Raw genomic sequence first — 24,576 nt, forward strand, 5'->3', positions numbered from 1 at the left:
TCTTTAAATTGAAGAGCAGTCTGGTGGACTGATTGAAAATAGGAAAACAAGGAATAGTAACAGTATACTGTTCATACATAACCTACCAAGCAAGTGAACGAATGAGCGCATTGAATCCTTTGTTTCCACTTGCCCTTTTTCGGAGATGCTGTATAATCACTATGATTTCTTTTATTGTGGCTAAGGAGGACTAACAATTGCAAAACAACACCATTATTCGCTTCGAGCATGTGACGAAGCAGTATGCCCATAATGAGCCTGCTGTACTTAAGGATGTTAGCTTTGAAATTGAGCGGGGCAAATTTTATACGCTGCTTGGACCGTCGGGTTGTGGAAAAACGACGATTCTGCGGCTAATTGCCGGCTTTACAGAGCCATCGCAAGGGAACATCTATTTTAATGGAAAAGTAATTAATCGAGTACCAGCTAACGAGCGTCAAGTGAACACAGTGTTCCAGGACTACGCGTTATTTCCACATTTGAATGTGTTTGAGAACGTTGCGTTTGGTCTGAGGATCAAAGGACTTAAGAACGAGGCTATAGAAACGAAAGTGATGGAAGCATTACGCTTCGTTAACTTAAGCGGATATGAGAAGCGTGAAATAACTGAAATGTCGGGCGGCCAGCGTCAGCGTGTTGCTATTGCACGTGCAATTGTGAATGAACCGGAAATATTGTTGCTTGACGAGCCTTTGTCTGCACTTGATCTAAAGTTGCGGACTGAGATGCAGTACGAGCTGCGTGAGTTGCAGCGTCGTCTTGGCATAACATTTATTTTTGTTACGCATGATCAAGAAGAAGCGCTTGCGATGTCAGACGAAATATTTGTTCTCAGTGAAGGGACAATTCAACAATCAGGAACACCTACGGATATTTATGATGAGCCGATCAACCGCTTCGTAGCTGATTTTATCGGTGAATCCAATATAGTAAAAGGACGTATGGTGCGTGACTTTGAGGTCGAGTTCGCAGGACATAAGTTCGAATGTGTCGATCAAGGCTTGAACGATGGAGAAGTTATCGATATTGTTATTCGTCCAGAGGATCTTGAAATTACTGGAGCTGCAAACGGTAAGCTGCAAGTCCGTGTAGATACGCAGCTGTTCCGCGGTGTGCATTACGAAATAAGCTGCTATGATGATGCGGATAATGAGTGGCTCGTTCACTCCACTCGCAAAGCAATCGTTGGCGAACGAATTGGTCTGACCTTTGAGCCGGAAGCGATTCACGTTATGAGGCTGGGAGAGACGGAAGAGGAATTCGACAAGCGGCTTGAGTCTTATGAAGAAAGCGGCGGTGAGGATAGCCATGGAGGCTAGATCTCGCAATCTGTATCTCGTCCCTTATGTACTATGGATCGTGTTATTTGTTATTGCACCGATTCTGCTCATCGTGTATTATTCATTTTTTAATGTTGAAGGCAACTTTACATTAGATAATTACGCGAAGTTTTTTACACCTGTTTATTTGCGAATGACGCTTAGCTCCTTCTGGTATGCATTTCTTATTACATTGTTTTCACTGCTAGTTGCTTATCCAACTGCTTATTTATTAACGAAGACAAAGCATAAGGGGCTCTGGTTGCTGCTCATTATACTGCCGAGCTGGATTAATCTTTTGCTGAAGGCATATGCGTTTATCGGCTTGTTTGGTACATATGGCTTCGTAAATGCGGTGCTCGAGCTGACGGGCATCGGCAATAAGCAAATTTTGTTTACTGACTTTAGTTTTGTATTTGTATCTGTATATATATTTATCCCGTTTATGATTCTGCCGATCTTTAATGCACTTGAAAAAATGAACCCGACCTTAATTGACGCAGCGCGTGATCTTGGTGCTTCACCTTGGATGACGTTCCGTCGTATCGTATTTCCGCTGACTATAGATGGTGTAAAGGCTGGTTGTATGGCGGTGTTCATTCCAGCGTTGTCGCTCTTTATGATTACAAGGCTAATCGCGGGTAACCGAGTGATTACGCTTGGAACAGCAATCGAGCAGCATTTCTTGGTGACGCAGGATTGGGGCATGGGAGCAACTATTGCTGTATTCCTTATTATTGCAATGGTACTGCTAATGCTTCTGACCGGGAACCGAAAGCGAGGGTTGATCGACATTGACAAAAAGTAAATGGCGGTTATCCAATTTATATCTGATCGCGGTATTTGCGATTCTTTATGCGCCAATTCTATACCTTATGTTTTACTCCTTTAACAGCGGCGGCTCGATGCGGAACTTCGAAGGTTTTACATTCGAATTTTACGGGGAAGTATTCCAAGATACGAGATTGCTCATTATTGTATTGAACACATTTGTAATCGCACTTCTTTCAGCTGCAATATCGACTATTATTGGTGTGTTTGGAGCAATTGCGATACACAATATTAGAAAAAATAGACCAAAAGGAATGCTGCTTGCACTGAATAATGTGCTTATCGTCAGCCCGGATGTCATTATTGGTGCATCATTCCTCATTCTGTTCACGATAGCTGGCATTCAGCTCGGATTTGTTTCTGTACTGTTATCTCATATTGCTTTTAGCATCCCTATTGTCGTCATAATGGTGCTTCCGAAGCTGCAAGAGATGAGCGGTACACTGATTGATGCGGCACGTGATTTGGGTGCAAGTTCTTGGCAAGTGTTATCGAAGGTTGTTTTTCCATATATTAAGCCTGGTATATTTGCAGGATTTTTTATGGCATTAACGTATTCGCTTGATGACTTTGCGGTAACGTTCTTTGTAACGGGCAATGGTTTCTCAACGTTGTCGGTGGAGATTTATTCGAGAGCACGTCAAGGTGTTTCGCTGTCGATCAACGCATTGTCCACATTGATCTTCCTATTTACGGTGCTGCTCGTTATCGGCTATTACTTTATTAACCGCCGCAATAACAGACCGGTAGGGAAGGAGGGACACGCATGAGTCAGCTTGTCCGCATGTTTTTGGTTGTGTTTGTAGTGGCGTTTGGCCTTATGTACGCAACCGTGTATTTGAATTCCAGCGAAGGCTACTCCGGTAGCAACACGCTCACGGTCTATAACTGGGGCGATTATGTCGATCCCGAGCTAATTGAGCGCTTCGAGCAAGAAACGGGCATTAAAGTCATTTACCAAACGTTTGATTCGAACGAAGCGATGATGACAAAGATTAAGCAGGGAGGCACGACTTACGACGTTGCAATCCCTTCTGAATATGCGGTTAGCAAGATGAAGGAAGAGAAGTCTCTACGAGAGATCGATCATTCACTTCTGCCGAATCTTAAGCATATAGACTCCAGCTTTATGGGGCTTGCCTTTGATCCCAAAAACACTTATTCCGTACCTTACTTCTGGGGGACAGTTGGAATCGTGTTCCATCCTGATCTAGTTGGCGATCTTACCTTTGAGAGTTGGGATGATCTGTGGGATAAAAGTTTGCGTAACAAAGTGTTCCTGCTTGACGGAGCACGCGAAGTTATGGGGATGGGTTTAAATAGTTTGGGTTATTCACTAAATGATACGAACGAAGCACATTTGCAGGAAGCATTAGCAAAGCTTGCTAAGCTAACGCCAAATGTAAAAGCAATCGTGGGTGACGAGATTAAGATGCTTATTGCGAACGAGGAAGCAGCAGCAGGCTTAGTGTGGTCAGGTGATGCTTCTGAAATTATGAGCGAAAATGAAGAGCTTGACTATGTCGTACCGAAAGAAGGTTCTAATCTGTGGTTCGATAATATGGTCATCCCGAAAACGGCACGTAATCTAGAAGGTGCACATAAGTTCATCAACTTTATGTTGGACCCTGAAGTAGCTGCACAGAACGCAGAATATGTAGGCTACTCTACACCAAACAAGGATGCATTAGCTTTTCTACCTGAGGAGATCTCTGGTGATAAGCGATTTTATCCAGATAAAGAGCTGACAGAGCGTCTTGAAGTGTACAACAATTTAGGTCCACGCATGCTGTCCCATTACAATGAGTTGTTTTTAGAGTTCAAGATGCATCGTAAGTAAAGTTCAGTGTGATCAAAATAAAAGGATATGCACCTGTCAGGGGACACCCGCAGGCGTATATCCTTTTTTGCGTTCTACATAAGGAGATAACATTGTTCGTCTTTACAGCGTAACAATGTTATGTTACATTAAATTGGGAGGTGATTCCATGTCGTCGGAATTAATATCGAAAAAGGAATTACTAGATGCAACGGGAATATCATACGGGCAACTGTACCGTTGGAAACGAAAGCAGCTTATACCCGAGGAATGGTTTATACGGAAATCAGCTTTTACAGGTCAGGAAACCTTTTTCCCAAGAGAACTAGTGCTGACCCGTATTGATAAAATATTGAATATGAAAGATGAACTTTCGCTGGATGATTTGGCTGAGAAGCTAACTGGGGGAAGTGTTGATCTAGAAATGCGAAGAAGTGATTTTATATCACGTAACCTAATCTCAGATGTAGTCATTCAAACATGGATGTCAAAAGACGAAGCGGATCACATCTATTCGTTTGATCAAATGCTTTATCTCTATACGATAGAAGTTATGCTGCAATCGGGTGATATGAGTGTGAGTGAAGGAGCGACACTTTTAACGGTATTACAGGAGCACTTCTCAAAGTTCAAAGGAAATCCTTGTGATATGATTTTCATTCGGCGGATGGGTATTTCGTCCTTTATGCTTGTAGCATCTGGAGCAGAATTATATTTCGATAATGGGGTTAAAGTTGTCTCACGACTTTCGATGTCTGGTCAAGCTGAGCAGCTGAAGGGGAAATTGGCATGAAAGAGGGTGCGGCGATGATTAGCAGGACAAACCATCAAAATGGGATGAATGATCATTCACGAAGAGAACGTTCAGAACTAAAAATAAATGGTGTAAGTAACATTGGTGGTGGAGAATATAACAATGTTACGGTCGATGGTGTTGGTCGGTTTTCAGGAGATGTGAGCGTGGCAGGGGATTCACGAGTAAATGGGGTTCTCCATATTGACGGTGCTTTGAATGCGCAGCAATTAAGTTGCGACGGCAAGCTTAAGATTGCAGGATACCTAAAGGCGCGCGACGTACGAATAGACGGCATGGCAAACATAGGTGGGGCAGTTGCAGTGGAGCTATTTAAAATGAATGGAATGCTAACCACTAACGGGGACTTTGAGGCGGAACAGCTTATCGTACAGGGCGCTATGACGATTGGTGGTTTGTTGAATGCAGATGAGATAGAGCTTGGACTTATGCATTTGGCAAGTCGTGTAAAGGAGGTCGGAGGCGAGAAAATCACCGTGAGAAGGCTTAGCGAGAGCAAGTTTCACTGGCTTTGGAGATGGGCAATTCCAAAAGGTGAAGTACGATTCGACGTGAATCTGATCGAAGGTAATGCTGTCCAACTGGAATACACTCACGCAGAGGTAGTGCGGGGCAACCGTGTCGTGATTGGCAAGGGCTGCAAAATCGGATTGGTGGAATATAGTGATGAACTTATCGTCCATCCTGATGCCAGTGTTTTGGAAGAGGTGAGAGTTCATGATTAATGGTGTGAACGATCTGAAGATGGTTGGTCAGTCCGAAGCACCGGGAGGCATGTTTGCTCGTGTGAAGATTACTGGAGAAGCATTATTACAAGGAGATGTTACTTGCGAGAGATGGAGCAGTATGGGGACAGTTGATGTACGGGGAAGTCTTATATCAAGGTTCATGAAATTTACCGGAGAAATGAAGATAGCAGGTTCATTCAGCGGCGGCGATCTTCGTGGGATGGGCGAGCTCAAAGTTAGCGGTGAGTTTCGTGGTGAAGATGTGCGACTGACTGGTCGATTAGCTGTCGATGGTCCGATTGAAGGGGAGAATTTAGAAATTCGAGGGGCGTTTGATTGTAACGATACGGTCAATGCAGAAAGGGTTAAATTGCTGATGTATGGACCCTCAACTGCCAAGGAAGTTGTAGGGAGCAGCGTATCGATCAAGAGGAGTCGAGGTGGCTTATTGAATGAGCTGTTCCGACCAGGCTTGCAGGCGGCGCTGCGTACAGACTTAATCGAAGGTGACGACGTTTATGTGGAATATGCGATTGTGGATGTCATTCGAGGTAGCTCTGTAAAGCTAGGACCTGGTTGCGAGGTTGGAAGGGTAGAATACCGGACATCTTACGTAAAACATGCAAAATCTTTAGTAGAAGTAGAACAACAAATTTAATGTTGGAAGGCTGTGCTCAAAAGTGGTGATTGCCAAACAAAGTAATAAACCTTTAGGCATCGTTATTGCAGGTTTATTGCTTGCGATACTTATGTCTGCGATGGACAATACGATTGTCGCAACGGCTATGGGTAATATCGTAGGGGAGCTTGGAGGATTAGAAAAGTTTGTTTGGGTTACATCTGCCTATATGGTAGCGGAAATGGCCGGTATGCCAATCTTCGGTAAACTTTCGGACATGTACGGACGGAAAAAGTTTTTCGTTTTCGGTATTATCATCTTCATGATCGGATCAGCGTTATGCGGTACCGCATCCAATATTACGGAGCTTGCGCTCTTTAGAGCGATTCAAGGTATTGGAGCTGGTGCACTTATTCCGACTTCGTTCACCATTATGCTTGATGCAGTTCCACCACAATCGAGAGGTAAGATGGGTGGAATGTTTGGAGCGGTGTTTGGTATGTCGAGTATATTTGGCCCGCTGCTTGGTGCTTATATTACCGATCATATTGCTTGGGAGTGGATATTCTATATTAATCTTCCGCTTGGCGTCATCGCTCTTTGTATGATCGCTTTCTTCTATAAAGAATCGCATGAGCATTCGAAACAACCTATTGACTGGTTAGGTGCAATAACATTAATAGGGTCCGTCATTTGTCTTATGTTCGCTCTGGAGTTTGGCGGCAAAACATTCCCTTGGTCTTCTCCAGAAATTATAGGTATGTTCGCGGGCAGCGGATTGCTGCTAGCTATTTTCTTATATGTGGAGACTAAGGCAAAGGAACCGATTATTACATATGGATTGTTCAAAAATCGTGTATATACGACTACTATTCTTAGCGGATTTTTTAGTGGCGCAGCCTTTATAGTAGCGTCAGTTTATATCCCGATATTCGTTCAAGGTGTGTTGGGCGGAACGGCTACAAATTCCGGCCTTGTGCTTCTGCCGATGATGGTCGGTTCTGTTGTAACTGCAACACTTGGTGGTTTTCTTCTTACAAAATTCCCTTATCGCAACATAATGGTAGCTACATTTATTTTACTTGTAGTCGGTTCAGTGCTTGTTACCACGTTAACACCGGAATCGAGTCGTCTGGAAGTAACGCTTTATATGATTCTAATCGGACTTGGAATAGGGGCATCTTTCTCTGTCCTTAGTAACGCTGCGATTCATGGTATTTCAGCGAGGCAGCGAGGGACAGCAAGCTCTACACTTACGTTTATCCGTTCATTGGGAATGACAGTAGGTATAACAATCTTCGGCATCGTTCAGGGGAATATGTTTACTAGCAAACTGAAGGAAGCTTTTGCAAGTAGTGGAGTGCAAGGTGGAGGAGAAATGGTATTTGGAGATCCAAGAGAGCTGCTTAATCCAGAGGCCCGGGAGAAATTCCCTCCTGATGTGCTTAATGCGATTACAAGTTCATTATCATCTTCGATTACATTTACGTTTGCACTTGCAATCATTCCAGCGGCTCTGGCGCTGGTAGTCGTTTGTTTCATGGGCAACAGCAAGCTTGATCCTACCTTTGACGGTAAAGATCATGAACAAAGTGCAGGGCATTAATCATTAGCAACGTGAAGAGAAAAGGCGCTTCTTCGTTAGTAGAGTAATCTACGTATGAAGAAGCGCCTTATTTTGATGAGGTGGGGGAAGTTTCCAACCAAATGATCATGACTATATGCTATGCTCGTAGAAATCTACAGGAATTGCTTGCACTGTTGGGATGTGCAACAGAGCAACAGTTCCGACAATTGCGATGGATGTAGTCAAAGTTAGCGTACATGAGTTTTTGTGGGAACAAATGGTTATTAACCATTGAATACCTTGATCTTGTTGGGGGCATTCGTTATGCTTTTTGCAGTTTGTTACTCTATATAAGTATAAGTTGGAATTGTAGTAGTTTTCGTTGAATTATGATACATCTGGCTCAGTATAACATCTATAATGCATAAACTAACAGAACTGTTGCAGATGCGGTTCATACAGGAGGAGCCAATTGTGGCTAAAAGAGAGAGAAAATTATCGTTGTGGATGCTGACATGGCCTATTTTTATTGAGCTGTTTTTACAATTTTTATTAGGAGCAGCAGATACGTTAATGGTTAGCCGAATTTCTGATGATGCGGTCGCCGTTGTAGGGTTCTCGAACCAATTATTTTCAGCGCTAATGACTTTGTTCGTTACTGTTGCTAGCGGTGCAGGCATATTAATTGCCCAGCGATTAGGAGCGGGAAGAGGAGACCAAGCAAGGAAGATAGGCATAATGGCGCTTTCGGTCAGCTTTTGGATTGGATTAGCTATTAGTGTTGTATTGTATGTGGCTCCGTCCGAGGTATCCTCTATGTTGCAACTGCCGGAAGAACTGCTGCCTCTTGCTAATACGTATATTTCCATCGTTGGCGGCGGGATGGTGCTGGTTGCGATTATGTCGGCGCTTAGCACAGCAATTCGCAGTACAGGTAATACAAGAGGACCTATGTATATAGCAATTGGAATGAATGTTTTTCATGTTGTTTTAAATTATGGATTTATATTTGGAGAATTTGGATTGCCGGAATGGGGACTTATGGGGGTAGCGTTGTCTACTGTCATTAGTCGGTTGTTAGCCTGCGTCGTATTGTTCATTATGTTCCTACGCACCTTTGACGAGCCGATCTTCTTGCGTCATCTCGGTTTATTCGATCGTGGCTTGTTCAAAGATGTGATGCGTATCGGCTGGCCACTTGGCGTCAATATGGCGTGCTGGGTATTTTCTCAGCTTGCAATCTTCTCCTTTATCGCAACGATAGGCTCACTGGAGCTGGCCGCTAGAACGTATATGAATACGCTTGAGTCCGTATGTTTCCTTCTTGGCTACTCGCTTGCTCTTGCAATCCAAATTAGAATCGCTCATCTTTTTGGAGCGGGTCAGTTTAAGGAAGCTTACAAAGCAGCATACAGCGCACTTTGGATTGGATTAGCGCTAGTTATCGTCAACGCATGTTTGCTCTATTTGTTCGGCGGGCAGATATTAAGCATTTTCACAAAAGATCCTGAAATTATTGCACTCGGAATTTCCTTGTTAGGATTAAATTTAATATTGCAGCCTGCCAAAATGCTCAATATGGCGTTAACCAATTCACTTAATGCAATAGGGGATACGCGGTTTACGATGTGGGTTTCACTTCTATCGATGGCGATTATCGCCACTGGTCTTTCTTATACGCTGGGCATAATGATGGGCTGGGGCTTGATTGGAATATACATTTGTATGATTGCAGACGAATATGTACGTGGAATCATCTCCGTTTTCCGATGGCGCGGACAGAAATTTTTACGGAAAGCGGCTGCGGCCCAAAATCATGATAGTACGTCCGCTCACACGGATAGAGTTCGTAATGAAAGCGCCCTCGACGTATAATAGGGTTATAGCACAGCATTAGTTCGTTTGAGCTAATGCTGCATTTTACGATCGTGGAAAAGGAGTAATGTGACATGGGAACTAAACTAACGATGAATGAAGCGATAAAAGCATCTGAGGTGCAACTGACGGGGCTGCAAGGTGAAAATTTGGGTGTCGTTGCTCGTGATAAGGCATTGTCTATGGCAAAGGAGCTCAAGGTTGATTTGGTTTGCACGTCTTTGCTGAGCAGTCCGCCACCTTGCAAGCTGATGAGCCGAGGCGGAGCACAGCGACAGAAGGAGCAGGTGCAACGGGAAACGAGATTGAAGGAAGGCCCTGTGAAGGTGAAAGAAATTCGTTTGACGGCTAACATAGAAGATCACGATTATGATACGAAGTGCAGACAAGGGGAGAAACTGCTGGAATCCGGGAGCAGCGTCATGTTAGTTGTGCGTATTCAAGGTAAGGAAGGGCCGCAAGCGAAAGCGCTACTGGAACGGCTCATCACCGACTTATCCAGCAGCGGCAAGAAGGCAACAGGTATTCAGATCAGTGGGAAGCAGGCGGCAATTCAATTGCTTCCAGCTCGTAATGAATAGTTAGAATCATTGAATACCTTGACCTAGATAGGATCAATTAGGTATGATTTCCCTGTTAATGGGTAATATTTAATGGTCCTGTAACTTGCATAATGGACAGAAGAGGAGTTTTGTATGTTACGTCGTTTTTTCTCATATTACAAACCGTATAAAAAGTTGTTTTTCCTTGATTTCGGCTGCGCAGTACTGCTAGCAATATTGGAATTAGGATTTCCTCTTGCAGTTGGCTATGTAATCAATACACTTTTGCCGGCAAAAGACTGGGGATTGATTGTCTCGGCTTGTGCAGTGTTGCTGCTTATTTATGTCATTAATACGCTGTTATCTTTCATAGTCACCTATTGGGGACATATGTTGGGTATCAATATTGAGACTGATATGCGGCGGAAGTTGTTCAGCCATGTACAAAAATTAAGTTTCCGATTTTTCGATAATACGAAGACAGGGCATTTAATTTCTAGGCTGACAAATGATTTGTTCGAGATTGGTGAAGTTGCCCATCATGGACCAGAGGATATGTTTATTGCCGCAATGACACTTATCGGAGCATTCGGTATTATGCTGTTCATCCAGCCTGAGCTTGCCATTATGACCTTCATTATCGTTCCGATTATTATTTGGCTCGTTCTATTCTTTAATGGCAAAATGACCAAAGCAGTTGATCGATTGTTTAAGGATATGGCGGACTTTAATGCACGCGTCGAAGATACTGTCGGCGGTATCCGCGTCGTGCAAGCTTTCGCTAATGAGAAACATGAAGATAAGCAGTTTAAAGGAAACAATCTTCGTTTCCGTGAGGCAAAGCTGTTTTCTTACAAGCTTATTAGTATGAACAACTCCATATCTTATATGCTAATGCGATTTGTTTCTTTGTTTGTCCTTATCGCAGGTGCCTTTTATGTGCTAGAAAAAGGGATGCCATATGGTGACTTTATGACCTTCATATTGCTGACGAACATTTTCTTTAAACCGATCGAGAAAATTAATGCAGTTATTGAAAGTTATCCGAAAGGTATAGCAGGCTTCAAACGCTATACTGAACTGATGGATACAGAACCCGATGTAGCTGATCGACCTAATGCAATTATTGCAGACAAATTGCACGGTGACATTCAATACCGCGATGTATTTTTTGGTTATGAAGGTGAGGCTAAAGTGCTACGCAACATTAGTCTTTCAATAAAAGCAGGTGAGACTGTAGCCTTCGTTGGCCCATCTGGAGCGGGGAAAACAACACTGTGCAGCTTGCTTCCGAGGTTCTATGAGATTGAAGGAGGCAGCATTACGGTAGACGGTTATGATATCCGTGACTTGACGTTAGAGTCTCTGCGCCAAGGAATAGGGATTGTACAGCAGGATGTGTTTCTCTTTGCTGGCACGATACGAGAAAATATTGCTTATGGTAAGCTGGGTGCTCACGATAGCGACATATTGGAGGCTGCGCGCAGAGCGAGGCTTGAATCATTTATACAATCACTCCCGAATGGGCTGGACACCGTCGTTGGAGAACGGGGTGTTAAGTTATCCGGTGGACAGAAGCAACGACTAGCTATAGCTCGAATGTTTCTGAAAAACCCGCCAATCCTTATTTTGGACGAAGCAACCTCAGCGCTCGATACCGAGACAGAAGCAGCAATTCAGCAGTCGCTAAGTGAATTGTCCGAAGGACGGACGACATTAGTTATCGCACATCGACTGGCAACTATCAAAAATGCGGATCGTATTGTCGTAGTGACAGAGGATGGTATAAGCGAACAAGGCAAACATGAGGAACTAATTGCGGTAGGCGGAATCTATAGTCGCCTGCATGAGGCACAATTTGGTCGCTCATAACAGGAACAAGAAAGAGGGTACAACTAGCGATGCGCAAGCATCAACAGCTGTACCCTCTTATTTTGTCTTGGAATGTATACTGGCTCTTAATGGAACAACGTTAACAGATTGCGCTTACTTGTTTCATTAAATCAAATGTTCTGATTTTTTAACCGCCTGAAGTACTGCGCTCTCTACGTGGCTTAGGTTTTGTTTTATCCCATTTAAATATAAAGTTAAGCCCTTTATAAATATGTTTGGATTCTTTAGTAAGCAAAGGTCCAAGTATTGCTAATATTAGCACGTACAGTGCTGCAAATGGTTGAAGTCTATCATCCAAATTAGCAGCAATACCTACGTTCGCGACGATGATAGAAAACTCACCACGAGAAACGATGGTAAGCCCGATATTCGATGAAGCTTTAGGCGAGAGACCTGCGCTCTTACCTGCAAGCATTCCTGCAATGAAATTGCCGAATAGCGTTAGTGCTACAGCTCCAAGAGTCAGCCATACCGCACCGCCGAGCTTACTTGGCTCAATCGTTAGACCAAAGCTGAAGAAGAACAGAGCTCCGAAGAAATCACGGAACGGCAAGATCAAATGCTCGATCCGTTTCATATGTTCAGTCTCTGCAAGCACAAGTCCGAATAGCAATGCACCAATCGCCTCAGCGACATGAATGGTTTCGCCAAGTCCCGCTACGAAAAACATTAAGCCGAAGATCAGCAAGATGAACAATTCGTTGGAGCGAATGTTCAGCAGCTTATTTAGCAGTGGTGCTGCCTTTCTTCCAAGTACAAGGAATATAAGCATAAATCCAAGTGCATATGAAGCAGATAATAGTACGCCTCCTAACGAGGATTCGTCACTAAGGACAAGACCCGATAAAACAGAGAGGTACACAGCAAGGAATATATCCTCATACATAATAATGCCAAGAATCATTTCCGTCTCTGAATTGGCTGTACGTTTCAAATCAACGAGAACTTTAGCAACAATCGCACTAGACGAGATCGTTGTAATACCTGCGAGAACCATTGTCTCCGCGAAGTCAAATCCAGTAGCGAATCCGAACAATAAACCTAGTGTAAAGTTGATAATAATATAGATGGTTCCGCCTACGGCGATATTTCGACCTGACTTAATTAGACGGCCTACTGAAAATTCTAAGCCTAAATAGAATAGCAGAAACAGAACCCCGAGACGTCCAAGAAAATGGATCGTCTCCGCGCTATTGACGAACGTAAAGTCAAGTACGCCTATAGTAGGAGCATGGGGCCCGACTGCCATTCCGATCAGAATGTAAAAAGGGATGACAGAGAAACGGATTTTCGTTGCAAAGATGCCGACTAAGGCAACGAGTATAACGGCAAGGCCGATTTCAAGCACCATGTGATCCATAACTAACGACTCCCGTTTTGCAGCATCGCCTTAAGAAGTTTTAGCTGTTGGCGTTCTCCTGCAACAATCAGAGTCGTTTCCGCTTTGAACTTATAATCCGGCCCGGGATTAATATGTTTAGCGTCCTTCTCAACAGCAGCAATGATTGTTGCTCCTGTTGTCTGGCGAATGTCTACATCACCAATGCTGCGTCCGATACACGACGCATTTGTTTCGATTTTGTACCATTCAATTGTTAGATCGTCAAGTGCAACTTCAATCGTTTCAAGTGCCTTTGGTTTGTAGGTCATCCCACCGATTATAGCGGCTATTTGACGAGCTTCCTCGTCCTCAAGAGTGACTAAGGAAATGCTGTCATCTGGATCGTCGTAGTCGAAGTGGTATAGCTCACGTCTTCCATCGTCGTGAATGACGACAACAAATTTATCACCGCTGCGTGTGATCATTTGATATTTTCTGCCGATACCCGGCAAGTCTGATTCTCTGATATTCATAGATGTTCCTCCTAAGGTCATTCTTCAGATTAATTGGCGTTTAAGACTCAGATAGTTGTTCACATAAGTCGAGGTGAATTTAATTGGTGCGAGCAGCCTATCCTTTAGCATCTGAAGATATGGAGCTAGGATGAAGGAAATGGGCACTGTTATGAGATATATGGTGAGCAAGCTTATAGCTGCCGTGAGAACATCGGGACTATTAGGAACTAAAGCTTTAGTGTCAGCAGGATGTTTGCCCTGCGTAATATGCAAGTTGGATGAACTAGCAGCTGATTTGTTAGTGCCTGCTGTCAGTTCAAAAATGTTACCGGCTTGATAAGCAAAAGATGCTGAAAGCAGGAGGGGGAGCAGGACGATTAATGTAAATAAGCTACGGAGTACTATATTATGTTTAGTGTGTATGCGTTGGTTGTCGTTCATGCTCCACCTCCTTTATTTCAAATACATGCAATAGTAGTTGTTATAATTATAGCCTAAATGAATGGAAACATAAACTCTATGGTATTTAAAGGATGCTAATAGCAGCAAACTATAGGTATTACGTGAGATCATTATTATTGCCGATTAAAAGATTTCTACCGAATCCGAGGAATATTTCTGTGAGTTCGGGATCCCACTGTGTCCCCTTACCGTCCTCTAATATAGCGAGTGCCCGTTCTGGGGGCATTCCCTTTCGATATGGGTGATTAGAGGTCATCGCATCGTATGCATCTGCAATTGCGATCACACGACCTAATAGCGGGATATCAGTTCTTGCTAGTTCATCGGGGTATCCTCTTCCGTCGTAACGCTCATGATGTGAGTATTCTGCGTTGTCGAATTTAGGAAGTACAGAAAAAACCACTCGCTGACTTAAGTCAGCGAGTGGTTTACTTTAACTAGAGAGATTAAATTAGCTTGGCAAAATAATTGTTTGCCCTGGGAAGATTACATCAGCATCTTTTATTTTGTTAAGGTCACGAAGTACTTGCCAAGTTGTTTTATGTTTGCGAGCAATTGCCCAAAGAGTGTCACCTTTTTTGATAGTGTAGCTTTTCACTACTGCTTCTGGTTTAGGCTCTGGTTTAACTTCTGGTTTAACTTCTGGTTTAGGTTCTGGCTTAGGTTTTGGTTCTGGTTTAATTTCTGGTTTAACTTCTGGTTTAGGCTCTGGTTTCGGTTCTGGCTTAACAGGTGCAGGAGCTGGGCCTTCAGTAATACGACCTTCAATTGCAGGGTTAGCAGTTCCTAGAGACTTGATGTAGGAAGTTAGTGCTTCATCAAGTGATCCGTACATACCAGCTTGTGGATATTGACCAAACATAGTGAACTCGTCTCCACCAGCAGCCAAGAAATCATTAGTAGCAAGCATGTATTGCGCTTTTTCATCTACTGGCTTGCCGCCGATTGTAATCGAGTGAATACGGTTGCCTGCTTCAGCAGCAGGATCAATTTTGAATGTCATACCGCCAACTTGTGGGAAAGAACCTTCTGGAGCGGGGTAGCCCTTAGTACCATTTTCCAAAGCAGCTTTAATGTCTGCGCCTGTTACTTTCAATGTAACGATTTGGTTACCGAAAGGAAGGACAGTAATAACTTCGCCTTTAGTGATAGGACCTTTATCGATGGAAGCACGAATGCCGCCGCCATTTGTTAGTGCTACATCAGCTTTTGTAACGTAGAGCAAGGAATCAGCAACTAGATTACCTAGGTTAGTTTCACTTGCACGTACTTTCTCGCGAGCACCTTCAAGTGCAACGGAGGATGTACCTACTTCTTCAGCAAGAATTTTGCTTTGCTCAGCAACGATAGCTGTAACACGTTCTGCTACTACAGCATTTGGCTTAATATCTTTAACAGCTTCATTGTTAACAAGCGCTGCTTCACGGCCAACTACTTTTCCATCTTCAACCCAGATGTCAACGACACCTACGTTTTTAGTATATTCACCAGTACTAGCGATTAGAGTTCCGTTGTCAGCTTCAAGTCCTTTTTCAAGAACAGTATGGCTGTGACCGTCAATAATAACATCAATGCCCTCTACTTCTGTTGCAACTTTAGTACTAGTATCAACACTTGCTTTGTCCATTCCTAGATGAGAAATAGCAATGATAACGTCTGTTTTATCGTCAATTTCATCAACAATCGCTTGTGCTTCTTTTGTTGGATCATTGAAGGTTACTTTTTCAACGTTTTTAGGATGTGTTTTGTACGCGGTTTCAGGCGTTGACAAACCAAAGATACCGACTTTTACACCATTAATTTCTTTAATAACGTAAGGTTCGAATACACGTTTGTTTTGCTTGTCCACAAGATTTGCGCTTAGCATCGGGAATTTAAGTGTTTTGGCAATTTCAAGTAGGCGATCAGAGCCGTAATTGAATTCATGGTTACCAGGAGTCATAGCGTCGTAGCCCATCAAATTCATTACATTTGCTACACTTTCTCCACGTACAAGAGTTGAAAAAGTTGTGCCATGAATAGCATCACCAGCATCCAGCACAAGAGTGTTAGGGTTTTTGCTTTTGAAGCTGTCAAAGATTCCAGCTAGTTTAGCGAAGCCCATTTCTCCATTACTGTTTTCTAGCGCACGAGAATGCATGTCATTGGTGTGCAAAACGGTAATATGTTTTGCGTTAGGATACTTTTTGATTGCTGCTTCTTGAGCCGCTGCACCACTTATTGCACCGAATAACAAGGTCGTGCTGAGTACTGCTGATAACATCCATTTCGATTTCATTGCCATGAATAGATCATTCCTCCGCTGTTAATTAGTATGGTTTAAAGATTGGAATAACAACTTATTCTACAATAAAATTGATTATCCTGTACTAATTTTTATGAATTTAATGTAAAGAATAAATAAAACCTCGATTTCGAATAAAAAGATAATCTTTCATTTTTAACTTTATTTTTGAACGAGGTGAAGGAACTTCATAATAGCGTATCTGCAAGGAAAAAGTAAATTAATGTTAGCGTTAATAGTAATGGGGTAAGCGGTTTAAAGAAAAGAACAAGGGGTAAACTTGAGTGAAGTTGTTCTTTGGCTAAAAGCTTCGTATAATGGATGAGTACAAGATATCTTATTAGCATAATGGAGGACGACTTAATGAGTAATACAAAGGAATGGTCATCAGCAGAAGTAGCGGCTATGATCGATCATACGATATTGAAAGCTGATGCAACTAAAGCGGAAATTATCCACATTTGCAAAGAAGCTAGAGAAAACAAGTTCGCTACTGTCTGCGTTAATGCAGGCTGGGTGGAACTTTCGGCTAAAGAACTAGCAGGTTCAGGAGTAGGTATCACAACGGTAGTTGGATTCCCACTAGGCGCAACGACGACTGTATCCAAAGCTTTCGAAGCAACGCAAGCAATTGCAGATGGTGCTACAGAAATAGATATGGTTCTAAATATTGGTCTTCTGAAATCTGGAGATCTTGAAGCAGTTCAACGTGATATTGAGGGACTTGTTGCAGCATGTAAAGATAAAGCTGTACTAAAGGTTATCCTGGAAACAGGATTGCTAACGGATGAAGAGAAAGTAACTGCTTGTGAACTATGCGTAAAAGCTGGAGCAGACTTTGTGAAGACGTCAACAGGATTTGGTCATGGTGGTGCTACAGCAGAGGATATCGCTCTTATGCGTAAGACGGTTGGTCCAGATCTAGGAGTTAAAGCATCAGGAGGCGTTCGTGATCTAGATACAGCGCTTCAAATGTTGCGCGCAGGAGCATCACGTATCGGGGCAAGCGCAAGCGTTGCAATCGTTACGGGTGGACAAGGTGAGGGCTACTAAGTAGCAGGGCAGGGCTACTTAGTAGCCCTTTTTTTTATTTTTCGCAGCTAATAATCAAATTGGTACTCAACTCTTCACCAGGAGCGAGCATGGTGAGTTCTTCTTTTCGGTTTAACTCATCAGGCATTCCCATCCATGGTTCAACACAGATGAACGGTCGATCCTTGATCGTCCAAATAACCATATATTTAAAAATGTCATCATAGCGGAGCCTTACGCGAACGTCTTCACGTATCGGGAAGGCTATTTCGCTTCGCTTTGCATCCATTAGACAAATGGATTCTACAAGAGGTTCCATGTCAATAGAACCAAGGTATGGCTTCACAAGATTGTCGTTAAAGTCCAAGTAACGAGTCGCATCATACTCGTAAGCGATATTTTTGCTAGATGCAATGGCGAAGTAAGGGTGGAAGCCTGAATAGAATGGCATCGACTCTGTCTCGCCCAAATTCCGATATTGTTGGCGAGTATGAAGCTCTCCGTTTAGCAGCACATATGTGAAAATTAGCTCGAAGTTAAACGGATAGACTGCAAGAGTGTCTTCGTTCGCCCGAAGACGAAGTGTGATGGAAGCTTCAGTCGAAGCTGATGTATCAACAACTTCCCAATTAGCGGTACGAGCTACACCGTGTTGCCCCATCTTGTACGTGTGGTCATTCCACACATAAGCGCCATCCTTAAGTGATCCGCAAATCGGGAATAGAATAGGATTGCCGCCACGAATATTGGAAGCTGGATTTTCGAAGGTACTCTTGTCCAAGTAAAAGAGCTCTTCTCCATTCAATTGACATCCTATAACGATGCCGCCTCTTTCTGGGCATACAAGAACGCGTGATGAAGTGTTACGCTCCTGAAGTTCATAAACGGTAAAAGTATCTTGAAAATGGCGTACTTCATAGTTGTTCATCTATAAACCTCCATAAGTAGATCAATCTATCCCTATTTTGCCTTAATCTATGAAATGAGTAAAGAGCCGGTAACATAAACTCCCATAATGGGAGCCATGAACCGACCCTTCTACATAACGCTATTATTTAGCTGCTGGTGCTTCTGTTTCAGCTGCTGGCTCTTCTTTTTTGTCAAAAGAATTCGTTATTTTCGCTTTTTTCTTAATTTCTTCTAGCCATGCTGGTGAAAGTTGGCTCACTTCTTGTCCGATCAAAACGGTACGAATTGCAGCTTTTTTGTCTTCGAATTTAGGCTCATTAGCTGCTTTATGATCGGTTTTTTTGATAATATGGTAGCCGAAATCACTTTTCACAGCTCCGCTAATAGCTCCAACCTCAAGAGCGAAAGCAGCTTCTGCAAATTCAGGAACCATGTCACCTTCTTTACCGAAGAAGTTCAGGTCACCGCCATTTACAGCAGAATTTGTATCTGTTGATTTTGTTTTTGCTGTTTCAGCAAAGTCTGCTCCTGCTTTCAGATCAGCTATAATAGCGTCTGCTTCTTCTTTCGTCTTAACTAAGATGTGCGAAGCACGAACCTGTTCAGGCGCAGCTCCTAGTACGGCTTTGTTCTCGTCGAAGAATTTTTTCACTGCATCATCTGTTACGTTTGTTTTTGGTTGTAGAATTTTACGGATCAATGTGTAATGACGCACGTCTTCACGAAGATCATCGATAGTAATACCGCTCTCAGCGAGCTTAGCATTGAATGCCTCATCTGAACCGAATTGTAGCTTGATCGCTTCAATTTCTTCCGAAATATCTTGATCAGTCAGCTCAACACTTGCAGCAGCAGCTTCTTGTTGAACTAGTTCTTCTTCGATCATATTCGTAAGCGAAGCTGGTCCATAAATTTTTACTAGCGCATCATAAAGATCGTTTTTTGTAATCTTACTTCCATTAACTGTTGCAACAGCATCTTTACCACTGTCTCCAAATGGCGGCTTAATCAATACAACGATCAAAGCAACTGCCAACACCGCGGATAAAACAACCCAGCCTAGTCCACCTTTTTTGGCAGGGGCAGGAGGTGCACCAGCAGATACGACATATTGGCTTCCTGAGCTTTCTTTCACCGAAGATTCGGATGTGTCATCATTGTCATCAAAAGGTTCATCCTTGGATTCATAAGCCTCATCGTGCTTAGCTTCAATTCCTTCGGACAACGTTTCTTCATTATGTTGACCCTCGTTTGTAGTACGTTCTTTGTTCGCAGTATCGTTATCTATTTGCTTATCGTTCGACTGCGAGTCTTTGTTAGTCATTCCATAAACTCCCTTCAAATTGCAATTCTTCACCTACTATAACAAATGATAATAAAAAAAACCTTAATCTAAAATAAAAAAACTTCCAAGGGATGTCGAATCATATTAATTGTATTGTTATAATATTGTTATAATTTAACGATGATGTATGTCACGGAGGGATAGTTTGATCAGATTACAGGGTAGCTATGATGGCTGGATTGTGTTGTTATCATTTTTAATCGCTTTATTCACTTCGTATTCAGCCCTAAGCCTCTCCTATAAAATTTCGAACTCAAGAGGTAATGCGAAGCTTGGCTGGCTTTTGATGTCAGGAGTAGTAATGGGTAGTGGTATTTGGACGATGCATTTTGTAGGAATGATTGGTTTTAATCTTAATTATGAGGTCAATTTCCGTGCACCCAATACTATACTATCAATTCTAGCAAGTATTATAGCATCATTACTGGCTTTCTATGTAACGTTAACCTCTAAAGTGACCAACTTGAAGTTGATTTTGGGAAGCGTTTTTATGGGTTGCGGAATTGTTGCAATGCATTATACAGGCATGGCTTCAATGGAGTCTTCTGAAATAGATATAACATATGATTCATTATTATGGGCATCATCAGCTGTATTTGCCATTATTGCATCCTATGGGGCTATTTATCTATTAAAGAGATTTCAAGATAATAGTCAGGCGTGGTGGACCAAAATATTTGCTGCTTTATTTATGAGCATAGCTATATCAGGTATGCACTACATGGGAATGGAAGCAGCGCAGTTTTGGTGCCACTCACCTAAAGCATTGGGTCATTCCTCTGAAAAAAGCATAGATTTATCAATCTTATTTTCTCTATCAGGTGTCATGCTTGCAATCATATTGGTAACATGGACTGCTTTATTTTGGGAGCGCATTACGCTCAAACGTCTCGCTTATAGTGACCCGCTTACTGGATTACCGAATCGTCATGCGATGAATCATTATTTTGATGAGAAATTAAGGAATTCGTCGGAAAGTGCAGTATTGTTTATCGATCTGGATCAATTCAAACTTATTAATGATACGCTTGGACATGATACCGGCGACTTGCTCGTGCAGGAAGTAGGAAGACGGATTAATCAATTTGTGAATAAGACGCAGAGCATGTTCAGACTAGGTGGAGACGAGTTTTTAATCATTATTAATGATAGTTCGACCATACCAGTGGAGAAGCTCGCTGAAAAAATATTAGAGGAAATTAGACGGCCGTATTGGCTTGGAGGAAATGAGCTTTATGTAACGGGGAGCATTGGTATTAGCTATTCTCCTCAGCACGGAACGAAACGGACGGAGCTGCTCAAAGCCGCAGATACTGCGATGTATTATGCGAAGAGTCAGGGGAAGAACCAGTATTGTTCCTACAATGAGGAGCTGAATCAAAAGCTTGCAAGACGAATGGAAATTGAGAAGGGACTTCGAACAGCACTAATGCTGGGCGAATTATCGAATTACTATCAGCCGAAGTGGAACGCAGTGACGAATCAGCCAATTGGATTTGAAGCTCTGCTTAGATGGAAACATCCGCAGCTTGGTTCGATTGCGCCTGACGAATTTATACCTATAGCTGAAGAAACGGGGCTAATTGTACCCATTACAAGATGGGTGATGGAACAAGCTTGTCGAGATTGTAAGGCGTGGAATTTGACCGGAACGGGTGAACTAGGCGTGTCTGTTAATCTTTCTGTTACGATATTCGAGTGCCAAGGACTTCAAGATATGGTGAATCAAGCGCTGGAGCGTTCTGGACTGCTGCCAGCTTTACTTGAGCTCGAAATAACAGAATCTACCGTTATGAATTATGCAGCTGAAGCGACTAGGCAGCTGTTCCCACTTCAGGAAGCTGGTGTAAGGGTGTCAATGGACAACTTTGGTTCAGGGTATTCTTTCTTAGGTTCGATCGATAAAATTCCTTTCCAGACGTTGAAGATTGACAAACTTTACATGCAAGATTATGAATCCCCCTCCAAGAGGGCAATTGTTAATACAATTATTACTTTGGCGAACCAACTGAATATTCAGCTTGTTGCTGAAGGAGTCGAAACAGAGCGTCAATTGGAGTTTCTCCGCGGGGCAGGTTGCTCGATCATGCAAGGTTATTATTTCAGGAAGCCAATGCCGCGAGAAGAAGTTGATGAATGGTTGATTGGGTTATCCAAATAATGATATGGCAATTGAGATGGAGGGATCGACTTGGGAAAACATAAGCGAGTATTTATTACACTTGGAGTCTTGATGATATTGCCCCTGCTCTGCTATTTATTTATTGCAATGACTCCTTTAGATAAAAGAATACATACACCGCAAGGTCACTTCTATATTGTAAGTGTCGTGTCATTGCTTGCTCTAGCGGTAGCAGCTGCTATTGGCGTAGTTGCCCCTCGAATACGCAATATTAAGGTCAGTTTCCTTTCGCTTTCTTACGTTTCATTGGCAGCCATGTTTATATTACATGGTATATCAACGCCAGGATTACTCATGCATCATACAGGTATTTCAGGAAGTGTTGCTCAATTAAGTGTGCTGCTTTCTGCTCTCTGGTTATGGCTTTGCTCCATTTCCGCTGATCACAAAGTAGTTAGATGGCTGTCGATTAAACAAATGTGGCTTCTGCCTGTTTGGTCGACATTGCTTTTGGCATTCGGCACATACTTATGGTTGAACCCGGATTTTGTGTATCATCTGCATCTCAAGGGCGGTGTTAGTAAGTGGATAACGACGGCTGCTATATTATTGATGAATGCATGGACAATCTATCGAAATTTGCAAACCTATCTCGTATCCAAATTCCCGCTTCAACTAGCTATTGTTTATAGTACTGGTTGGATGTTTATTGCGCAGATCATCATGGTTACTGGCGAAGCATGGATGGCGAGTTGGTGGCTCTATCATTTCTTATTACTCGCTTCTGTCATTATTATGGTGAGCGGCATTATAAGAGAACATCTAAGCACGGGTTCTATAACCGCATCGATTAAACTTTTATTCCGCGCTAACCCCGAAGACTGGATTAATACGTATATTTCTCCGAGTGTGAGAGAGCTTGTAATGGCTACCGAAGCGAAGGATTCATACACAGCGGGACACAACTATCGTGTTGCGCTATATGCCCTTAAGCTAGGAGAAGAACTAGGATTATCATCAGCCCAGCTGCGTGCGATTGCACAGGGCGGTCTTGTACATGATATCGGTAAGTTATACATCCCAGATGGTATATTGAATAAACCAGAGAAGTTGACGGATGAAGAGCGTACTATTATTGAGTCACACCCAGTGTCAGGTTATGATGTTTGCAAGCGTTTGGGCTTTATGTTAGAGGAACTTGCGGTTATCCGTTGGCATCATGAGAAATGGAATGGCAGCGGTTATCCAGATCAACTGTCTGGGGAAGAGATTCCGTTAGTGGCTCGTATTACTGCTGTTGCAGATGTGTATGATGCACTTACATCATCGCGCTCGTATCGGAAAGCAATGACTCATGATGAAGCGATGGTCATTCTGCTCAAAGAAAGCGGCAGACACTTTGATCCAAGATGTATCCATGCTTGGGAGCGACTTGTAGCCGTACAGAAGGAATTTTTCCAAGAAACGTTACAAAATAGTCCGCATTTGAAGCTAGAGGATAAGGTGGCTAACTGATTTATTTATCTATTAAATGGAGCTAAAACATATAAACGGAGGTTACGGTAATGACCTATATAGCAGCAAACGATAGATATGATGGAATGAAATATAATCGAGTAGGACGAAGCGGCTTGAAGCTTCCTGCGATTTCACTGGGATTATGGCATAACTTCGGTGGTACTGACCGTTATGAGAATAGCCGAGCTATGGTGAGACGGGCATTCGATCTTGGCATTACTCACTTTGATTTAGCGAACAATTATGGTGTTCCAGCGGGTTCGGCTGAGGAAACGTTCGGAACAATAGTAAAGCACGATATGTCGTCTTATCGGGATGAAATGATCATCTCAACGAAGGCAGGCTACGAAATGTGGAGTGGTCCTTATGGGGAATGGGGATCGCGCAAATATTTGATTTCAAGCCTCGATCAAAGCTTGAAGCGTATGGGACTAGACTATGTCGATATATTTTACTCACATCGTCCAGATCCGGAAACCCCGCTTGAAGAAACGATGGGGGCTCTAGATCATGTGGTTCGCCAAGGTAAAGCATTGTATGTAGGAATTTCAAATTATAACGTAGAGCAAACCGTGCAAGCCGCTGCTATTTTGAAGGATCTTGGAACACCTTGCCTCATTCATCAGCCTTCTTACTCTATGTTTAATCGTGGAATAGAAAATGGGCTTCAAGATGTATTGGATGAACAAGGCATTGGTTCAATCGTGTTCTCGCCGCTCGCTGGCGGGTTGCTGACAAATCGTTATTTAGACGGTGTTCCTGCTGACTCACGAGCAGCTGGTTCGAGCGTATTTTTGAAAACAGAACAAATAACCGAGGGTAAGCTATACAAAATTAAAGCACTCAATGACATTGCTAAAGAACGCGGGCAGTCTCTTGCTCAAATGTCACTGGCATGGGTACTTCGGGATGGAAAAGTAACTACCGCATTGATTGGTACAAGTAGAGTAGAACAAATCGATGACAACGTGGCCGTTATTAACAATTTGTCCTTTAGCAGTGAAGAGCTAAGTAAAATCGATTTAATTCTTTCAGCTGCAGAATAAGTGGAATTATACGTC

21 protein-coding genes and 1 pseudogene are annotated in these 24,576 nt (G+C 42.8%); 15 read left to right on the forward strand and 7 right to left on the reverse strand.

Annotated features, from left to right (window positions below):
• Positions 1 to 197 precede the first annotated feature (197 nt).
• The 11 genes from MFF31_RS11805 (at position 198) to MFF31_RS11855 (ending at position 11,986) form a co-directional block, all read left to right on the forward strand.
• Complete coding sequence (locus tag MFF31_RS11805; RefSeq protein ID WP_238188178.1) at positions 198 to 1,319, forward strand: ABC transporter ATP-binding protein; 1,122 nt, start codon at positions 198 to 200, stop codon at positions 1,317 to 1,319.
• Positions 1,309 to 2,127 (forward strand): ABC transporter permease, encoded by an 819-nt coding sequence (locus MFF31_RS11810; protein WP_238188179.1) that lies wholly within the window; start codon positions 1,309 to 1,311, stop codon positions 2,125 to 2,127. Before MFF31_RS11805 ends, MFF31_RS11810 begins: the two co-directional genes overlap by 11 nt.
• Positions 2,114 to 2,920: an ABC transporter permease gene (locus MFF31_RS11815; protein ID WP_238188180.1), complete on the forward strand. Its 807-nt coding sequence runs from the start codon at positions 2,114 to 2,116 to the stop codon at positions 2,918 to 2,920. Before MFF31_RS11810 ends, MFF31_RS11815 begins: the two co-directional genes overlap by 14 nt.
• A complete protein-coding gene (locus tag MFF31_RS11820) occupies positions 2,917 to 3,990 on the forward strand; it encodes an ABC transporter substrate-binding protein (protein ID WP_238188181.1) in 1,074 nt (357 codons plus the stop codon). Before MFF31_RS11815 ends, MFF31_RS11820 begins: the two co-directional genes overlap by 4 nt.
• 148 nt (positions 3,991 to 4,138) lie before the next feature.
• Entirely contained in the window at positions 4,139 to 4,762 is a 624-nt protein-coding gene (locus MFF31_RS11825) for a YhbD family protein (RefSeq protein ID WP_238188182.1), read from the forward strand.
• Positions 4,759 to 5,508 carry a polymer-forming cytoskeletal protein gene (locus MFF31_RS11830; protein WP_238188183.1) on the forward strand — a complete coding sequence of 250 codons (750 nt, stop codon included), beginning with the start codon at positions 4,759 to 4,761 and terminating at the stop codon, positions 5,506 to 5,508. Before MFF31_RS11825 ends, MFF31_RS11830 begins: the two co-directional genes overlap by 4 nt.
• Positions 5,501 to 6,169 (forward strand): hypothetical protein, encoded by a 669-nt coding sequence (locus MFF31_RS11835; RefSeq protein WP_238188184.1) that lies wholly within the window; start codon positions 5,501 to 5,503, stop codon positions 6,167 to 6,169. The genes MFF31_RS11830 and MFF31_RS11835 overlap by 8 nt, the downstream gene beginning before the upstream one ends.
• A gap of 91 nt (positions 6,170 to 6,260) precedes the next feature.
• Entirely contained in the window at positions 6,261 to 7,736 is a 1,476-nt protein-coding gene (locus MFF31_RS11840) for an MDR family MFS transporter (RefSeq protein WP_238188576.1), read from the forward strand.
• A 408-nt stretch (positions 7,737 to 8,144) separates the two neighbouring features.
• Positions 8,145 to 9,572: an MATE family efflux transporter gene (locus MFF31_RS11845; protein WP_238188577.1), complete on the forward strand. Its 1,428-nt coding sequence runs from the start codon at positions 8,145 to 8,147 to the stop codon at positions 9,570 to 9,572.
• A gap of 74 nt (positions 9,573 to 9,646) precedes the next feature.
• A complete protein-coding gene (gene infC, locus MFF31_RS11850) occupies positions 9,647 to 10,153 on the forward strand; it encodes a translation initiation factor IF-3 (protein ID WP_238188185.1) in 507 nt (168 codons plus the stop codon).
• 114 nt (positions 10,154 to 10,267) lie between these two features.
• Positions 10,268 to 11,986, forward strand: coding sequence for an ABC transporter ATP-binding protein (locus MFF31_RS11855; protein ID WP_238188186.1), 1,719 nt, complete (start codon positions 10,268 to 10,270; stop codon positions 11,984 to 11,986).
• 148 nt (positions 11,987 to 12,134) lie between these two features.
• Here MFF31_RS11855 and MFF31_RS11860 read toward each other — a convergent pair whose 3' ends face one another.
• From MFF31_RS11860 to MFF31_RS11880, 5 genes and pseudogenes are all read right to left on the reverse strand, one after another.
• Positions 12,135 to 13,367, reverse strand: coding sequence for a cation:proton antiporter (locus tag MFF31_RS11860; protein ID WP_238188187.1), 1,233 nt, complete (start codon positions 13,365 to 13,367; stop codon positions 12,135 to 12,137).
• A 2-nt stretch (positions 13,368 to 13,369) separates the two neighbouring features.
• Positions 13,370 to 13,861 (reverse strand): cation:proton antiporter regulatory subunit, encoded by a 492-nt coding sequence (locus MFF31_RS11865; RefSeq protein ID WP_238188188.1) that lies wholly within the window; start codon positions 13,859 to 13,861, stop codon positions 13,370 to 13,372.
• Positions 13,862 to 13,885: 24 nt separating this feature from the next.
• A complete protein-coding gene (locus tag MFF31_RS11870) occupies positions 13,886 to 14,284 on the reverse strand; it encodes a hypothetical protein (protein WP_238188189.1) in 399 nt (132 codons plus the stop codon).
• Between the two features lie 118 nt (positions 14,285 to 14,402).
• A pseudogene (locus tag MFF31_RS11875) lies at positions 14,403 to 14,666 on the reverse strand (HD-GYP domain-containing protein); the annotation flags it as partial.
• Positions 14,667 to 14,756: 90 nt separating this feature from the next.
• Complete coding sequence (locus MFF31_RS11880; protein ID WP_238188578.1) at positions 14,757 to 16,583, reverse strand: 5'-nucleotidase C-terminal domain-containing protein; 1,827 nt, start codon at positions 16,581 to 16,583, stop codon at positions 14,757 to 14,759.
• A 369-nt stretch (positions 16,584 to 16,952) separates the two neighbouring features.
• Here MFF31_RS11880 and deoC point away from each other — a divergent pair, with 369 nt between their 5' ends.
• Positions 16,953 to 17,642: a deoxyribose-phosphate aldolase gene (gene deoC, locus MFF31_RS11885; RefSeq protein WP_238188190.1), complete on the forward strand. Its 690-nt coding sequence runs from the start codon at positions 16,953 to 16,955 to the stop codon at positions 17,640 to 17,642.
• Positions 17,643 to 17,676: 34 nt separating this feature from the next.
• On the opposite strand, the gene MFF31_RS11890 is transcribed toward deoC, so the two are convergent.
• Both MFF31_RS11890 and MFF31_RS11895 read right to left on the reverse strand, forming a co-directional pair.
• Positions 17,677 to 18,549, reverse strand: a complete 873-nt coding sequence (locus tag MFF31_RS11890; protein ID WP_238188191.1) for an aldose epimerase family protein — start codon at positions 18,547 to 18,549, stop codon at positions 17,677 to 17,679.
• A 123-nt stretch (positions 18,550 to 18,672) separates the two neighbouring features.
• Positions 18,673 to 19,854 carry a foldase protein PrsA gene (locus MFF31_RS11895; protein ID WP_238188192.1) on the reverse strand — a complete coding sequence of 394 codons (1,182 nt, stop codon included), beginning with the start codon at positions 19,852 to 19,854 and terminating at the stop codon, positions 18,673 to 18,675.
• Positions 19,855 to 20,020: 166 nt separating this feature from the next.
• On the opposite strand from MFF31_RS11895, the gene MFF31_RS11900 reads away from it, so the two are divergent.
• The 3 genes from MFF31_RS11900 to mgrA are packed head-to-tail and all read left to right on the forward strand — an operon-like array spanning position 20,021 to position 24,561.
• Positions 20,021 to 22,036: an EAL domain-containing protein gene (locus MFF31_RS11900; RefSeq protein ID WP_238188193.1), complete on the forward strand. Its 2,016-nt coding sequence runs from the start codon at positions 20,021 to 20,023 to the stop codon at positions 22,034 to 22,036.
• Positions 22,037 to 22,066: 30 nt separating this feature from the next.
• Positions 22,067 to 23,512, forward strand: coding sequence for an HD-GYP domain-containing protein (locus MFF31_RS11905; protein WP_238188194.1), 1,446 nt, complete (start codon positions 22,067 to 22,069; stop codon positions 23,510 to 23,512).
• Positions 23,513 to 23,562: 50 nt separating this feature from the next.
• Positions 23,563 to 24,561: an L-glyceraldehyde 3-phosphate reductase gene (gene mgrA / locus MFF31_RS11910; protein ID WP_238188195.1), complete on the forward strand. Its 999-nt coding sequence runs from the start codon at positions 23,563 to 23,565 to the stop codon at positions 24,559 to 24,561.
• The last annotated feature ends 15 nt before the right edge of the window (positions 24,562 to 24,576 follow it).

This window comes from Paenibacillus sp. L3-i20 (assembly GCF_022180385.2).
Classification (GTDB): Bacteria; Bacillota; Bacilli; order Paenibacillales; family Paenibacillaceae; genus Pristimantibacillus.

Excerpts from the sequence above, each read along its gene's own strand:
- MFF31_RS11855 (WP_238188186.1), top strand. The coding sequence starts at position 10,268 with ATGTTACGTCGTTTTTTCTCATATTACAAACCGTATAAAAAGTTGTTT.
- MFF31_RS11835 (WP_238188184.1), top strand. The coding sequence starts at position 5,501 with ATGATTAATGGTGTGAACGATCTGAAGATGGTTGGTCAGTCCGAAGCA.
- MFF31_RS11870 (WP_238188189.1), bottom strand. The coding sequence starts at position 14,284 with ATGAACGACAACCAACGCATACACACTAAACATAATATAGTACTCCGT.
- MFF31_RS11860 (WP_238188187.1), bottom strand. The coding sequence starts at position 13,367 with ATGGATCACATGGTGCTTGAAATCGGCCTTGCCGTTATACTCGTTGCC.
- MFF31_RS11810 (WP_238188179.1), top strand. The coding sequence starts at position 1,309 with ATGGAGGCTAGATCTCGCAATCTGTATCTCGTCCCTTATGTACTATGG.
- MFF31_RS11880 (WP_238188578.1), bottom strand. The coding sequence starts at position 16,583 with ATGAAATCGAAATGGATGTTATCAGCAGTACTCAGCACGACCTTGTTA.
- MFF31_RS11825 (WP_238188182.1), top strand. The coding sequence starts at position 4,139 with ATGTCGTCGGAATTAATATCGAAAAAGGAATTACTAGATGCAACGGGA.
- mgrA (WP_238188195.1), top strand. The coding sequence starts at position 23,563 with ATGACCTATATAGCAGCAAACGATAGATATGATGGAATGAAATATAAT.
- MFF31_RS11820 (WP_238188181.1), top strand. The coding sequence starts at position 2,917 with ATGAGTCAGCTTGTCCGCATGTTTTTGGTTGTGTTTGTAGTGGCGTTT.
- deoC (WP_238188190.1), top strand. The coding sequence starts at position 16,953 with ATGAGTAATACAAAGGAATGGTCATCAGCAGAAGTAGCGGCTATGATC.
- MFF31_RS11895 (WP_238188192.1), bottom strand. The coding sequence starts at position 19,854 with ATGACTAACAAAGACTCGCAGTCGAACGATAAGCAAATAGATAACGAT.
- MFF31_RS11830 (WP_238188183.1), top strand. The coding sequence starts at position 4,759 with ATGAAAGAGGGTGCGGCGATGATTAGCAGGACAAACCATCAAAATGGG.
- MFF31_RS11865 (WP_238188188.1), bottom strand. The coding sequence starts at position 13,861 with ATGAATATCAGAGAATCAGACTTGCCGGGTATCGGCAGAAAATATCAA.
- MFF31_RS11890 (WP_238188191.1), bottom strand. The coding sequence starts at position 18,549 with ATGAACAACTATGAAGTACGCCATTTTCAAGATACTTTTACCGTTTAT.
- infC (WP_238188185.1), top strand. The coding sequence starts at position 9,647 with ATGGGAACTAAACTAACGATGAATGAAGCGATAAAAGCATCTGAGGTG.
- MFF31_RS11840 (WP_238188576.1), top strand. The coding sequence starts at position 6,261 with ATGTCTGCGATGGACAATACGATTGTCGCAACGGCTATGGGTAATATC.
- MFF31_RS11845 (WP_238188577.1), top strand. The coding sequence starts at position 8,145 with ATGCGGTTCATACAGGAGGAGCCAATTGTGGCTAAAAGAGAGAGAAAA.